Below are 14,841 nucleotides of genomic sequence, written 5' to 3' on the forward strand. Positions count from 1 at the left end.
GATGAAGCAGATCCTCTTCTCCGGAATGATCGGGCTCTTCCTGACCCTGATCGGCACCCCGCTGCTGATCAAACTGCTGGCGAGGAAGGGGTACGGGCAGTTCATCCGCGATGACGGCCCCCGTACCCACGGCAGCAAGAAGGGGACGCCCACCATGGGTGGCATCTCCTTCATCCTGGCGACGATCATCGCCTACGTGCTGACCAAGGTCATCACGAGCAGTGACCCCACCTTCTCGGGTGTGCTGGTGCTGTTCCTGATGGCGGGCATGGGCCTGGTCGGCTTCCTGGACGACTACATCAAGATCGTCAAGCAGCGTTCGCTGGGCCTGCGGGCCAAGGCGAAGATGGCCGGCCAGCTGATCGTCGGCATCGCCTTCGCGGTGCTCTCGCTGCAGTTCGCCGACCTGCGCGGACAGACCCCGGCCTCGGACCGGCTGTCCTTCACGCAGGACTTCGGCTGGCAGATCGGCCCGGTGATCTTCGTGATCTGGGCGCTGTTCATGATCCTGGCGATGTCCAACGGCGTGAACCTCACCGACGGCCTCGACGGCCTGGCCACCGGCGCCTCGGTGATGGTCTTCGGCGCGTACACCTTCATCGGCATCTGGCAGCACCAGGAGTCCTGCGCCAACCAGATCACCGCCGGACCGGGCTGTTACGAGGTGCGTGACCCGCTCGACCTCGCCGTGGTGGCCTCCGCCCTGATGGGCGCCTGCTTCGGCTTCCTGTGGTGGAACACCTCACCCGCCAAGATCTTCATGGGTGACACCGGCTCGCTGGCCCTGGGCGGCGCGCTGGCCGGCCTGGCCATCTGCTCCCGCACGGAGCTGCTGCTGGCCATCCTCGGCGGCCTGTTCGTCCTGATCACGATGTCCGTGGTCATCCAGGTCGGCTCGTTCCGCCTCACCGGCAAGCGGGTCTTCCGGATGGCGCCACTCCAGCACCACTTCGAACTCAAGGGGTGGTCCGAAGTCCTTGTGGTGGTCCGGTTCTGGATCATCCAGGGCATGTGCGTCATCGTCGGACTCGGCATCTTCTACGGCGGCTGGCAGGCAGCGAAGTGACCACGCACGGCCCGGCACCGACCCCCGCGGACTTCGCCGGTATGCACATCACCGTCGCCGGCCTCGGCGTGAGCGGCAGCAGTGCCGCCCGCGCCCTGGCCGGCCTCGGCGCCCACGTCACGGTCGTCGACGGCGGCGACGGCGACAAGCAGCGGGCCGCCGCGGCCGAGCTGGCGGAACGGGCCGCGACGGGCGGCCCCTCCGACACCGGCGGCGAGGGGCGAGGGGCGGGAATCACCGTGCGCCTCGGCGACGGGGACACCCTGCCCGAGGGCACCGACCTCGTCGTCACCTCGCCCGGTTGGAAGCCCGACAGCCCGCTGTTCACCGCGGCCGCCGCGGCCGGCGTGGACGTGGTCGGCGACGTGGAGATCGCCTGGCGGCTGCGGGGGCCGGACGCCGCGGCCTGGCTCGGCGTGACCGGCACCAACGGCAAGACCACCACCGTGCGGATGCTGGCCTCCATCCTGGAGGCCGAGGGCCTGCACACCATGGCCGTCGGCAACATCGGCACCCCGATCATCGACGTCGTGCTCGGCCAGGGCAAGGACGGCGCACGCCCCTACGACGTGCTCGCCGTCGAGCTCTCCAGCTACCAGCTCCACTGGGCGCCGTCGCTGCGCGCGCACTCCGCCGCGGTCCTCAACCTCGCCCCCGACCACCTCGACTGGCACGGCTCCATGCAGGCGTACGCCGCCGACAAGGGCCGGATCTACGAGGGCAACACCGTCGCCTGCGTCTACAACGTGGCCGACAAGGCGACCGAGGAACTCGTCCGCGCGGCCGACGTCGAGGAGGGCTGCCGGGCCATCGGCTTCACCCTCGGCACCCCCGGCCCCTCCCAACTCGGCGTCGTCGAGGGCCTCCTCGTCGACCGGGCCTTCGTGGAGAACCGCCAGAAGCAGGCCCAGGAGCTGGCCGAGGTCTCCGACATCGCCCCCGGCTCCGGGACCCCCGCCCCGCACAACATCGCCAACGCCCTCGCGGCCGCGGCGCTGGCCCGCGCCTTCGGCGTCCGCCCCGCGGCGGTGCGCGACGGACTGCGTGCCTTCCACCCGGACGCCCACCGCATCCAGCACATCGCGGACGTCGACGGCGTCAGCTACATCGACGACTCCAAGGCCACCAACACCCACGCCGCCGAGGCGTCGTTGGCGGCGTACGAGCACATCGTGTGGATCGCCGGCGGCCTGGCGAAGGGCGCGACCTTCGACGAGCTGGTGCAGAAGTCGGCCGCGCGGCTGCGCGGCGTGGTGCTGATCGGCGCCGATCGGGCGCTGATTCGCGAAGCCCTGGCGCGACACGCCCCCGAGGTCCCGGTCGTCGACCTCGACCGGACCGACACTGGGGCGATGTCCCGGGCGGTGCGGGAAGCGGCCCGGCTGGCCGAGCCCGGCGACACCGTCCTGCTGGCTCCGGCCTGCGCCTCGATGGACATGTTCGTCAATTACAACAAGCGGGGCGACGCCTTCGCCGACGCGGTCCGTGAGCTGACCGCACGGGATCACTAGCCCGCGTCTCCCCGCCGTCGTCGCACACCGGCGGCGAGCGCACCTGTGGAGGGGACGAGGATGACGGCCCGACCGGTGAGGACGGGGCGGGCGGGCGGAAGCGCGTCCGCCCCGCCGCGTTCGTCCCGCCGCACGTCCCCGGTGCGCCCGCCGCGCGGCGGCCGCCCGCGAGGCGGCCCCCGTGGGCTGCACACCCGGCTCAGACGGGCCTGGGACCGCCCGCTGACCGCCTACTACCTCATCCTCGGCGGCAGCCTGCTGATCACCGTCCTGGGCCTGGTGATGGTCTACTCGGCGTCCCAGATCAAGGCGCTGCAGTCCGGCCTCGCCCCGTCGTTCTTCTTCCGCAAACAGCTGCTCGCGGCCGTCCTCGGCGGCGGACTGCTGCTCTTCGCCGCCCGGATGCCCGTACGCGTGCACCGGACCCTCGCCTACCCGCTGCTGGCCGGCTCGGTGTTCCTGATGTGCCTGGTCCAGATCCCCGGCATAGGGGTCGCGGTCAACGGCAACCAGAACTGGATCAACCTCGGCGGCCCTTTCCAGATGCAACCGAGCGAGTTCGCCAAGCTCGCGCTCGTCCTGTGGGCCGCCGACCTGCTCGCCCGCAAACAGGACAAGCGGCTGCTGGTCCAGTGGAAGCACCTGCTGGTGCCGCTGGTTCCCGTCGCCTTCCTGCTGCTGGGGCTGATCATGCTCGGCGGCGACATGGGCACCGCGATCATTCTCACGGCGATCCTCTTCGGGCTGCTGTGGCTGGCCGGAGCGCCGACCCGGCTCTTCGTGGGGGTGCTCGGCACCGCTACGGTGATCGGCGCGCTGCTGATCAAGACCAGCGCCAACCGGATGGCCCGGCTGGCCTGCATCGGCGCGACCGATCCGGGCCCGGGCGATCAGTGCTGGCAGGCCGTGCACGGGATCTACGCCCTCGCCTCAGGCGGATTCTTCGGTTCCGGCCTCGGTGCGAGTATGGAAAAATGGGGTGAACTCCCTGAACCGCACACCGACTTCATCTTCGCCATCACCGGGGAGGAACTGGGACTGGCGGGGACGCTGTCGGTGCTCGCCCTCTTCGCGGCTCTAGGCTATGCGGGTATCCGCGTGGCCGGACGCACGGAGGACCCCTTCGTACGGTACGCCGCGGGAGGCGTGACCACCTGGATCACGGCCCAGGCCGTGATCAACATCGGTGCGGTGCTCGGCCTGTTGCCGATCGCCGGTGTCCCGCTCCCGCTGTTCTCCTACGGAGGCTCCGCCCTGCTGCCGACGATGTTCGCCATCGGACTCTTGATCGCCTTCGCGCGTGACGAGCCCGCTGCACGGGCGGCGCTGTCGGCCCGGTCGGCGCGGAGGCCGGTTTCCGGCAGGAGACCGGCCGGGGTGAGATGGAAGACGATGAGACGGCGCGTCAAGAAGCGGCCGTCCGGAGAGCGGTGAATTTCGGTGCATGTCGTACTCGCCGGTGGGGGGACCGCCGGCCACATCGAGCCCGCGCTCGCCCTCGCGGACGCACTGCGGAGGCAGGACCCCACGGTGGGGATCACGGCACTCGGTACGGAGAAGGGGCTGGAGACCCGGCTCGTCCCCGAGCGCGGTTACGAGCTGGGGCTCATCCCGGCCGTGCCGCTGCCACGCAAGCCCACCCCCGAACTGATCACCGTTCCCGGGCGGCTGCGCGGCACGATCAAGGCCGCCGAGCAGATCCTGGAGCGCACGAAGGCCGACTGCGTGGTCGGCTTCGGCGGCTACGTGGCGCTGCCCGGCTATCTGGCGGCCAAGCGGCTCGGGGTGCCGATCATCGTCCACGAGGCCAACGCCCGCCCCGGCCTGGCCAACAAGATCGGTTCGCGGTACGCCAAGTTCGTCGCCGTCAGCACCCCCGACAGCAAGCTGCGCGGTGCCCGCTACGTCGGCATCCCGCTGCGCCGCACCATCGCGACCCTCGACCGCGCCGCGGTCCGTCCCGAGGCGCGGGCCGCCTTCGGCCTCGACCCCAACCTGCCGACCCTGCTGGTGTCCGGCGGTTCGCAGGGCGCGCGCCGGCTGAACGAGGTCATCCAGGCGACCGTGCCGGCCCTTCAGCGGGCCGGCATCCAGGTGCTGCACGCGGTCGGCCCGAAGAACGAATTGCCGCATGTGGACAACATGCCCGGGATGCCGCCCTATGTCCCGGTACCGTACGTGGACCGGATGGATCTCGCGTACGCCGCGGCCGACATGATGCTCTGCCGCGCGGGCGCGATGACCGTCGCCGAGTTGTCCGCCGTCGGGCTCCCGGCCGCGTTCGTCCCGCTGCCCATCGGCAACGGCGAGCAGCGGCTCAACGCCCAGCCGCTGGTCAACGCCGGCGGGGGCCTGCTGGTCGACGACGCCCAGCTGACCCCGGACTGGGTGCAGAACACGGTGCTCCCGGTCCTGGCGGATCCGCACCGGCTGTACGAGATGTCCCGCGCGGCCTCCGAGTTCGGCCGCCGGGACGCCGACGAGTTGCTGGTCGGCATGGTGTACGAGGCGATCGCGCAGCGCAACAACTAGCGCCCGACAGAAGGCAGGGAGCGTGGCCGGACCGACGACCGCCAGGCGCGGCGAGAAGAAGTCACCGTCCGGCCCGCCCTCCGCCCCGGAGGAGCGCGGGCGGAGATTCCGCTGGGCGCGCACTCCGCTCCGCGCGCCGGGCCGCCGCGGTCTGATCATCATCACGGTGTGCGCGGTACTGCTCGGCGCGTTCGGCGCCTGGGCGTTCTACGCCTCGGACTGGCTGCGGCTCGAACGCGTCAAGGCAACCGGCACCGGCGTTCTGACCCCGCGTGAGGTCGTGGACGCGGCCGACGCCCCGATGAACGCACCGCTCATTTCGGTGGATACGGACGCGCTGGCCCACCGTCTGCGCGCCCGGCTCCCGCGCATCAAGAGCGTCGACGTCGAGCGGTCCTGGCCGCACACCATCGGTCTGAAAGTGACCGAAAGGACGCCGGAACTCGTGATGCGAGCGGGCGGAAAGTTCGTCGAAGTGGACGCCGAGGGCGTCCGGTTCGCCACCGTCACGGCCGCCCCCAAGGGTGTTCCGCTTCTGGAAATGGCCGTTTCGCACGCCCCGAGTCCGGAACGGTTCGGAGTCGACCGTTTGCGGCGCGCGGCGGTCCAGGTCGCACAGGATCTGCCCCCGGCCGTACGCAAGGACGTCCGCAAGGTGCGCGTACGGTCTTATGACTCGGTCACCCTCGAACTGGCCGGTGGACGCACGGTCGCGTGGGGCAGCAGCGAACAGGGCGCCGAAAAGGCGAAGGTGCTGGCCGCGCTGCTGAAAGCGGCACGTGACGCGCGCCACTTTGACATCAGCGTCCCCAGCGCCCCTGCGGTATCGGGGAGTTGACCTCCGTAGCCGCAGGCCAGCACCCTGGATGGCTACGACTATGGGTGATCACATAGGGTGAAAAGAAAAACGGGAGGTTCGGCGTGTTCGTTGAACGGGCGCGCCTTGTCGACTTAGTGTCTCGTTCCAAAGGGACTATGGAACCAAGGAACACAGGCACAGGTAACCCTAAACTTCAACGTTAGGGTTCGGGTCGGCGATACGAACCGTCCCATCGGCATCAGTCGGCGTCCACACGCACAGTGCGGCGACGACACGTAACTCGAGGCGAGAGGCCTTCGACGTGGCAGCACCGCAGAACTACCTCGCAGTCATCAAGGTCGTCGGCATCGGCGGCGGTGGCGTGAACGCCATCAACCGGATGATCGAGGTCGGGCTCAAGGGCGTCGAGTTCATCGCGATCAACACCGATGCGCAGGCGCTGCTGATGAGCGACGCCGACGTCAAGCTCGACGTAGGCCGCGAAATGACCCGCGGCCTCGGCGCCGGCGCCAACCCGGATGTGGGTCGCAAGGCGGCCGAGGATCACCGTGAGGAGATCGAGGAGGTCCTCAAGGGGGCCGACATGGTCTTCGTGACCGCGGGCGAGGGCGGCGGCACCGGCACCGGCGGCGCACCCGTCGTCGCCAACATCGCGCGCTCGCTGGGCGCCCTGACGATCGGTGTGGTCACCCGGCCGTTCACCTTCGAGGGCCGCCGTCGCGCCAACCAGGCCGAGGACGGCATCGCGCAGCTACGCGAAGAGGTCGACACCCTCATCGTGATCCCCAACGACCGACTGCTGTCCATCTCGGACCGCCAGGTGAGCGTGCTCGACGCGTTCAAGTCCGCGGACCAGGTACTGCTGTCGGGTGTCCAGGGCATCACCGACCTGATCACCACCCCGGGTCTGATCAACCTCGACTTCGCCGACGTCAAGTCCGTGATGTCGGAGGCCGGCTCGGCCCTGATGGGCATCGGCTCGGCGCGCGGCGACGACCGCGCGGTGGCCGCCGCGGAGATGGCGATCTCCTCGCCGCTCCTGGAGGCGTCCATCGACGGCGCCCGCGGGGTGCTGCTGTCCATCTCCGGCGGCTCCGACCTCGGTCTCTTCGAGATCAACGAGGCGGCGCAGCTGGTCAGCGAGGCGGCGCACCCGGAAGCCAACATCATCTTCGGTGCGGTCATCGACGACGCGCTGGGCGACGAGGTCCGGGTCACGGTCATCGCCGCGGGCTTCGACGGCGGTCAGCCGCCGGCCCGCCGCGACGCGCAGTCGGCGCTGTCGGCCCCGAAGCGCGAGGAGCCGGCCCCGGCCCCGAGCCGTCCGGCCGCTCCGCCGGAGCCCCGGACGTCCTCGTCCTTCGGCGGCCTCGGCTCGGTGCCCGCACGCGACGAGGAGCCGGTGACCGCCGAGCCCTCCTCCTCGCTGGGTGAGGTGCCGGCGCCGTCGAACACCCCGCAGGTTCCCCCGGCCCGTCCGTCGTACTCCGACTCCGCGGCCGAGGAACTGGACGTTCCCGACTTCCTGAAGTGACCGAAGCACCGAAGTGATAGGGCAACAGCACCACGAGAGCGGCGCGCACTTCGCCTTCACCGACAGGTGGGGCGGGGTGAGCGCCGCTCCGTATGATCAGCTCAACCTGGGCGGCGCGGTCGGCGACGACCCGGAGGCCGTCCGTACCAACCGCGCGCTGGCGGCGGCCGAACTCGGCCTCGACTCGGCCGCGGTGGTCTGGATGAACCAGGTCCACGGCAGGGACGTCGCGGTGGTCGAAGGACCCTGGCGCGATGCCGACGTCCCGTGCGTGGACGCGGTGGTGACGGCGCGCCGGGGCCTCGCGCTCGCCGTACTCACCGCCGACTGCACCCCGGTCCTGCTGGCCGATCCGGCCGCCGGGATCGCGGGGGCCGCGCACGCCGGACGGCCCGGCCTGGTCGCCGGCGTGGTGCCGGCGGTCGTCGAGGCGATGGTCGAACTGGGCGCGGAGCCGGCCCGGATCCTCGCGCGTACCGGACCCGCGATCTGCGGCCGGTGCTACGAGGTGCCCGAGGCGATGCGCTCCGATGTCGCCGCGGTGGTGCCCGAGGCGCACGCGACGACCGGGTGGGGCACCCCGGCGGTGGACGTCACCGCGGGGGTGCGGGCCCAACTCGCCGCCGCGGGCGTCGCGGTGCGTGAGGATTCCCACATCTGTACGCGGGAGTCCGCGGACCACTTCTCTTATCGGCGCGACCGCACGACCGGGCGGCTCGCGAGCTATGTGTGGCTCGGGGAGATCCCCGGCCGCGGGCCGGGGGAGGCCGAGCTGTGACGGACGACCGGAGAGCGGAACTGGCCGCCAATCTGGAGCGGGTGGAAAATCGTATCTCCGCCGCCTGCGCCAAGGCCGGGCGGCCGCGCGACGAGGTGACCCTGATCGTGGTCACCAAGACCTATCCCGCGAGCGATGTGCGGTTGCTCGCGGAACTGGGTGTGCGGCAGGTCGCGGAGAACCGCGATCAGGACGCGGCACCGAAGGCCGCCGAATGCGCTGATTTGCCCCTTACTTGGCACTTCGTTGGACAACTGCAGACCAACAAGGTGCGGTCTGTGGCCGGTTATGCCGGGATTGTTCAGTCGGTCGACCGGTCCAGGCTCGTCACCGCCCTCTCCAAGGAAGCGGTACGTGCGGAGCGCGAGCTGGGTTGCCTGATCCAGGTGGCACTTGACGCCGAGTCGGGGGACGCCGCCCGGGTCACCGGTGAGCGCGGCGGGGTGGCCCCGCAGGGGGTGCCGGCACTCGCGGACGCGATCGCGGAGGCCCAAGGGTTGCGCCTGGACGGGGTGATGACCGTCGCGCCCCTGGCCGGGCCGTATGCCGGCCGCCAACTGGCCGCATTCGAACGGCTCATGGAAATCTCAACCGACCTGCGCGCCACCCATCCTGCTGCCACCATGGTGTCCGCGGGCATGAGCGCGGACCTTGAGGAGGCCGTGGCGGCCGGGGCGACACATGTGCGCGTCGGCACTGCGGTACTCGGAGTCCGACCACGGCTCGGGTAACGTCGCCAAGCAAGTCGGACCACAGCACAAAATATGGTCATTTCCGCAGAAAGCGGGAAGGCTGCGTGGATCCAAGGCCCCTGGTGACGGAGCCGATCCACCACAGAGCGGAGGACGCAGAGAATGGCCGGCGCGATGCGCAAGATGGCGGTCTACCTCGGCCTCGTGGAGGACGATGGGTACGACGGCAGGGGGTTCGACCCCGACGACGAGTTCGAGCCCGAGCTTGACCCGGAACCCGATCGCGGGCGGCGGCAGCAGCATCAAGTGCAGCCCGAAACACGCCCGGAACGGGACGAACCCGTCCGTGCCGTGACGCCTCCGGCGCAACGTGAACCGGCCCCGCTCACCGCGGAAAGCGGACGACCCGCGCGAATTGCCCCCGTGGCATCCATCACACCCGACCGTCCGAATCTGGAGAAGAACGCACCGGTGATCATGCCCAAGGTTGTGTCCGAGCGGGAGCCCTACCGCATCACCACACTTCACCCGCGGACGTACAACGAAGCCCGTACCATCGGGGAACACTTCCGTGAGGGCACTCCGGTGATCATGAATCTCACAGAGATGGATGACACCGATGCGAAGCGACTTGTCGACTTTGCGGCCGGTTTGGTGTTTGGTCTTCACGGCAGCATCGAGCGGGTGACGCAGAAGGTGTTCCTGTTGTCGCCTGCTAACGTCGATGTCACGGCGGAGGACAAGGCCCGTATCGCAGAGGGCGGGTTCTTCAACCAGAGCTGAGACGCAACACCGGGCGTACCGGGGCCGTGAGGCCAACACAGAAGCAAGGCAAGGGGAGAGGGACCGCGCGAGATGAGTGTGTTTGGTCAGGTGATCTACATCGCGCTGTACTGCTTCCTGATCGTGTTGATCTTCCGCCTGGTGATGGACTATGTGTTCCAATTCGCCCGTTCATGGCAACCCGGCAAGGCGATGGTGGTCGTTCTGGAGGCCGCCTACACTGTCACTGATCCGCCACTCAAGCTTCTGCGGCGGGTCATTCCGCCGCTGCGTCTCGGGGGCGTGGCGCTCGACCTGTCCTTCTTCGTATTGATGATCATCGTGTACATCCTGATCACCGTCGTGAGGACGGTGTTGTTGGTGTGAACGATACGGTCTTGCCGATTGCCGACGACTACGTTGAGGTGAAGTAGAGATGCCGTTGACCCCCGAGGACGTGCGGAACAAGCAGTTCACGACCGTCCGCCTCCGAGAAGGCTATGACGAGGACGAGGTCGATGCCTTCCTCGATGAGGTCGAAGCCGAACTGACCCGGCTCCTGCGGGAGAACGAGGACCTGCGCGCCAAGCTGGCCGCTGCCACCCGCGCCGCGGCGCAGAACCAGCAGCAGCAGGGCCTGCGCAAGGGACCGGACCAGCAGCAGGAGCAGCAGCAGCGTCCCGGGGCTCCCGTGCCCGCCGCCATATCCGGTCCGCAGCCGGTCCCGCCGCAGCAGCAGGGGATGGGTGGCCCGCCCCAACTGCCCGGTGGTGCACCGCAGCTGCCCCCAGGTCCCGGTGGCCACGGTCCCGGTCCGCAGGGCCCGCACGGCCCCGGTCCGATGGGCCCCGGCGGTCCGATGGGTGGCCCGATGGGCGGCCCCGGCGGACCCCAGCAGCTGCAGCAGGGCGGCCAGCAGGGCGGCCCCGGTGGCGACAGCGCCGCGCGCGTGCTGTCGCTGGCGCAGCAGACCGCTGACCAGGCGATCGCGGAGGCCCGTTCCGAGGCCAACAAGATCGTCGGCGAGGCCCGCAGCCGTGCCGAGGGTCTGGAGCGGGACGCCCGCGCCAAGGCCGACGCGCTGGAGCGGGACGCGCAGGAGAAGCACCGCGTGGCGATGGGCTCGCTGGAGTCGGCCCGCGCGACGCTGGAGCGCAAGGTCGAGGACCTGCGCGGCTTCGAGCGCGAGTACCGCACGCGGCTGAAGTCCTACCTGGAGAGCCAGCTGCGTCAGCTGGAGAACCAGGCGGACGACTCGCTGGCCCCGCCGCGGACCCCGGCGGCCGCTTCGCTGCCGCCGTCCCCGTCGATGGCGTCGGCCGGTGCCGGCACCATGGGCGGTAACCACACCATGGGTGGCGGCCAGTCGATGAGCGGCAACCACTCCATGGCCGGTCCGTCCAGCAACGGCCCGTCGTACGGCGGTCAGCAGCAGATGTCGCCGGCGATGACGCAGCCGATGGCTCCGGTGCGGCCGCAGGGTCCGTCGCCGATGCAGCAGACGCCGTCGCCGATGCGTGGCTTCCTGATCGACGAGGACGACAACTGAGGTCCGCCTAGCGCGTACCGTCGGCAATCAGGGCCGGGCCCCGAGGGATTCCCTCGGGGCCCGGCCCTTTGCGTTGCCCGGAGCGCGGGCGGGCGGAGCGGGCGGGGACGGCGCCGGGCAAAGAGAAGTGCCCCGGCGCGGGTGGCGCCGGGGCACGTGTGCGAACGGGGGGATTACGCCTTACGGAGGCGGAACGTCAGTGCCAGTGTCTCGTCCGTGAAGGCGGGGCCGTAGCTCTCGTCGGCCTCGCCGGTGGCGAAGTCCGTGGCGAGCACCTCGTCGGAGATCAGGTCGGTGTGGTCGGCCAGTGCCGTACGGACCTCTTCGTCCGTGGACTGCCAGCGCAGCGCGATCCGGTCGGCGACGTCCAGGCCGCTGTTCTTCCGGGCCTCCTGGATCAGCCGGATGGCGTCCCGGGCCAGGCCCGCCCGGCGCAGCTCCGGGGTGATCTCCAGGTCCAGGGCGACCGTGGCGCCGGCGTCGGAGGCCACCGACCAGCCCTCGCGCGGGGTCTCGGTGATGATCACCTCGTCCGGGGCCAGCGTGACGGTCTCGCCGTCGACCTCGACGCTCGCCGTGCCGTTGCGCAGCGCGAGCGAGAGGGCCGCGGCGTCCGCGGCGGCGACGGCCTTCGCGACCGCCTGGACGCCCTTGCCGAACCGCTTGCCGAGGGCACGGAAGTTCGCCTTCGCGGTGGTGTCGACGAGCGAGCCGCCCACGTCCGAGAGCGAGGCCAGCGAGCTGACGTTGAGCTCCTCGGCGATCTGGGCGCGCAGGTCCTCGGACAGGTCCGCGAAACCGTGGGCCCCGACCAGCGCGCGGGACAGCGGCTGGCGGGTCTTCACACCGGACTCGGCGCGGGTGGCGCGGCCCAGCTCGACCAGGCGCCGCACCAGCAGCATCTGGGCCGACAGCGCCGGGTCGATGAGCGCCTGGTCGGCGACCGGCCAGGTGGACAGGTGGACGGAGTCCGGGGCGTCCGGGGTGACCGGGACGACCAGGTCCTGCCAGACCCGCTCGGTGATGAACGGGGTGAGCGGCGCCATCAGGCGGGTGACCGTCTCGATGACCTCGTGCAGGGTGCGCAGCGCGGCCGGGTCGCCCTGCCAGAAGCGGCGGCGGGAGCGGCGGACGTACCAGTTGGAGAGGTCGTCGACGAAGGCCGACAGCAGCTTGCCGGCGCGCTGGGTGTCGAAGCCCTCCAGGGACTCGGTGACCTCCGCGACCAGGGTGTTCAGCTCACCGAGCAGCCAGCGGTCCAGCAGCGGGCGGTCGGCCGGGGCCGGGTCGGACGCGGACGGGGCCCAGTCGGACGTACGGGCGTACAGCGCCTGGAAGGCGACGGTGTTCCAGTACGTCAGCAGGGTCTTGCGGACGACCTCCTGGATGGTGCCGTGGCCCACCCGGCGGGCGGCCCACGGCGAGCCGCCGGCCGCCATGAACCAGCGGACCGCGTCCGCGCCGTGCTGGTCCATGAGCGGGATCGGCTGGAGGGTGTTGCCCAGGTGCTTGGACATCTTCCGGCCGTCCTCGGCGAGGATGTGGCCCAGGCAGACCACGTTCTCGTACGACGACTTGTCGAAGACCAGGGTGCCGACGGCCATCAGCGTGTAGAACCAGCCGCGGGTCTGGTCGATGGCCTCCGAGATGAACTGCGCCGGGTAGCGCTTCTCGAACAGCTCCTTGTTGCGGTACGGGTAGCCCCACTGCGCGAACGGCATCGAGCCGGAGTCGTACCAGGCGTCGATGACCTCCGGGACGCGCACGGCGGTGTGGGCGCAGCCCTCCTGCGGGCAGCCGAAGGTGATCTCGTCGATGAACGGGCGGTGCGGGTCCAGCGCGGACTGGTCGGTGCCGGTCAGCTCGGACAGCTCGGCGAGCGAGCCGACGCAGGTGAGGTGGTCGTCCTCGCAGCGCCAGATGGGCAGCGGGGTGCCCCAGTAGCGGTTGCGGGACAGCGCCCAGTCGATGTTGTTGTTCAGCCAGTCGCCGAAGCGGCCGTGCTTGACCGACTCCGGGTACCAGTTGGTGTTCTCGTTCTCGCGGAGCAGGGCGTCCTTGACCGCGGTCGTGCGGATGTACCAGGACGGCTGGGCGTAGTACAGCAGCGCGGTGTGGCAGCGCCAGCAGTGCGGGTAGCTGTGCTCGTAGGCGATGTGCCGGAACAGCAGGCCGCGGGCGTCGAGGTCGGCCACCAGGGCCTCGTCGGCCTTCTTGAAGAACTGGCCGCCGACGAGCGGGAGCTGCTCCTCGAAGGTGCCGTCGGGGCGGACCGGATTGACGACCGGGAGGCCGTACGCCTTGCAGGTCTTGAGGTCGTCCTCACCGAAGGCGGGCGCCTGGTGGACCAGGCCCGTACCGTCGTCGGTGGTGACGTACTCGGCGTTGACGACGAAGTTGGCGCCCTCCAGCTCGACGAGGGAGAACGGGCGCTGGTAGGACCAGCGCTCCATCTCGCGGCCGGTGAAGGACTGGCCGGTGGCCTGCCAGCCCTCGCCGAGGGCCTTCTCCAGCAGCGGCTCGGCGACGACCAGCTTCTCGGTGCCGTCGGTGGCGACCACGTACGTGACGTCCGGGTGCGCGGCGGCGGCCGTGTTGGAGACCAGGGTCCAGGGGGTCGTCGTCCAGATCAGCAGCGCGGCCTCGCCGGCCAGCGGGCCGGAGGTCAGCGGGAGGCGGACGTAGACCGAGGGGTCGACGACGGTCTCGTAGCCCTGCGCCAGCTCGTGGTCCGACAGGCCGGTGCCGCAGCGCGGGCACCAGGGGGCGACGCGGTGGTCCTGGGTCAGCAGGCCCTTCTTGAAGATCTCCTTCAGCGACCACCACACCGACTCGATGTAGTCGGGGTCCATGGTGCGGTACGGATTGTCGAGGTCGGTCCAGTAGCCCATACGGGTCGTGAGCTCGGCGAAGGCGTCCGTGTGCCGGGTCACCGACTCGCGGCACTTGGCGTTGAACTCGGCGATGCCGTACGCCTCGATGTCCTTCTTGCCGCTGAAGCCCAGCTCCTTCTCCACGGCCAGCTCGACCGGGAGGCCGTGGCAGTCCCAGCCGGCCTTGCGGTCGACGTGGTAGCCCTGCATCGTGCGGAACCGGGGGAAGACGTCCTTGAAGACGCGCGCCTCGATGTGGTGGGCGCCGGGCATGCCGTTCGCGGTCGGGGGGCCTTCGTAGAAGACCCATTCGGGCCGGCCCTCGGACTGCTGGAGGGTACGGGCGAAGACCTTCTGTTCCTGCCAGAAATCGAGCACCGCGTGCTCGAGGGCGGGGAGGTCTACCTGGGCGGGTACCTGGCGGTACCGGGGCTGATCGGTCATCGGGGGCTTCCTCCGGCGGACACCTGCTGCGTTCTCCGTCCGGAGGGACGAGAGCCTCGGCTCCCGCGGTACCACCCTCCTTGGCGGTGCGTGCCGCACCGCCCCCTCATTGGGGTCGCGCTGCCGGTTCTAGTCGCCCTGGGTGGCCCGGCTTCCGCGGGCGGCAGCCCACTGTCCGAGCCCGTGGGCAGAAGCCCAGCGTCCAGAACTTTCTTCCGGCGGCTCCGGGGTGATCTTCACGCCGCGCACACCCCCGGGCTTCCACCGTCCCCGGGTCGCT

At 70.3% G+C, this 14,841-nt stretch carries 12 protein-coding genes; 11 read left to right on the top strand and 1 reads right to left on the bottom strand.

Features of this window, described 5'->3' with window-relative positions; genetic code table 11:
* The first annotated feature begins 1 nt into the window (after position 1).
* The 11 genes from mraY (at position 2) to SL103_RS08890 (ending at position 11,244) form a co-directional block, all read left to right on the top strand.
* On the top strand, positions 2-1,066 hold the full coding sequence (gene mraY / locus SL103_RS08840; protein WP_033269432.1) for a phospho-N-acetylmuramoyl-pentapeptide-transferase: 1,065 nt from the start codon (positions 2-4) through the stop codon (positions 1,064-1,066).
* A 41-nt stretch (positions 1,067-1,107) separates the two neighbouring features.
* Positions 1,108-2,577, top strand: a complete 1,470-nt coding sequence (gene murD / locus SL103_RS08845; RefSeq protein ID WP_069573547.1) for a UDP-N-acetylmuramoyl-L-alanine--D-glutamate ligase — start codon at positions 1,108-1,110, stop codon at positions 2,575-2,577.
* Positions 2,578-2,637: 60 nt separating this feature from the next.
* Positions 2,638-4,011 (top strand): putative lipid II flippase FtsW, encoded by a 1,374-nt coding sequence (gene ftsW / locus SL103_RS08850; RefSeq protein ID WP_069568181.1) that lies wholly within the window; start codon positions 2,638-2,640, stop codon positions 4,009-4,011.
* Between the two features lie 6 nt (positions 4,012-4,017).
* Positions 4,018-5,109: an undecaprenyldiphospho-muramoylpentapeptide beta-N-acetylglucosaminyltransferase gene (murG, locus tag SL103_RS08855; protein ID WP_069568182.1), complete on the top strand. Its 1,092-nt coding sequence runs from the start codon at positions 4,018-4,020 to the stop codon at positions 5,107-5,109.
* A gap of 22 nt (positions 5,110-5,131) precedes the next feature.
* Positions 5,132-5,947, top strand: coding sequence for a cell division protein FtsQ/DivIB (locus SL103_RS08860; protein WP_069568183.1), 816 nt, complete (start codon positions 5,132-5,134; stop codon positions 5,945-5,947).
* A gap of 283 nt (positions 5,948-6,230) precedes the next feature.
* A complete protein-coding gene (gene ftsZ, locus SL103_RS08865; protein WP_069568184.1) occupies positions 6,231-7,463 on the top strand; it encodes a cell division protein FtsZ in 1,233 nt (410 codons plus the stop codon).
* 13 nt (positions 7,464-7,476) lie between these two features.
* A complete protein-coding gene (gene pgeF / locus SL103_RS08870; protein ID WP_069568185.1) occupies positions 7,477-8,241 on the top strand; it encodes a peptidoglycan editing factor PgeF in 765 nt (254 codons plus the stop codon).
* Positions 8,238-8,972, top strand: coding sequence for a YggS family pyridoxal phosphate-dependent enzyme (locus SL103_RS08875; protein ID WP_069568186.1), 735 nt, complete (start codon positions 8,238-8,240; stop codon positions 8,970-8,972). Before pgeF ends, SL103_RS08875 begins: the two co-directional genes overlap by 4 nt.
* Positions 8,973-9,095: 123 nt before the next feature.
* A complete protein-coding gene (locus tag SL103_RS08880) occupies positions 9,096-9,716 on the top strand; it encodes a cell division protein SepF (protein WP_069568187.1) in 621 nt (206 codons plus the stop codon).
* Between the two features lie 72 nt (positions 9,717-9,788).
* Positions 9,789-10,082, top strand: coding sequence for a YggT family protein (locus SL103_RS08885; protein ID WP_069568188.1), 294 nt, complete (start codon positions 9,789-9,791; stop codon positions 10,080-10,082).
* Positions 10,083-10,131: 49 nt separating this feature from the next.
* Positions 10,132-11,244: a DivIVA domain-containing protein gene (locus tag SL103_RS08890; RefSeq protein WP_069568189.1), complete on the top strand. Its 1,113-nt coding sequence runs from the start codon at positions 10,132-10,134 to the stop codon at positions 11,242-11,244.
* 173 nt (positions 11,245-11,417) lie between these two features.
* Here the strand turns inward: SL103_RS08890 and ileS are convergent, their stop codons facing one another.
* On the bottom strand, positions 11,418-14,561 hold the full coding sequence (gene ileS / locus SL103_RS08895) for an isoleucine--tRNA ligase (RefSeq protein WP_069568190.1): 3,144 nt from the start codon (positions 14,559-14,561) through the stop codon (positions 11,418-11,420).
* Positions 14,562-14,841: the final 280 nt, after the last annotated feature.

This window comes from Streptomyces lydicus (genome assembly GCF_001729485.1).
Taxonomy (GTDB): Bacteria; Actinomycetota; Actinomycetes; order Streptomycetales; family Streptomycetaceae; genus Streptomyces; species Streptomyces lydicus_D.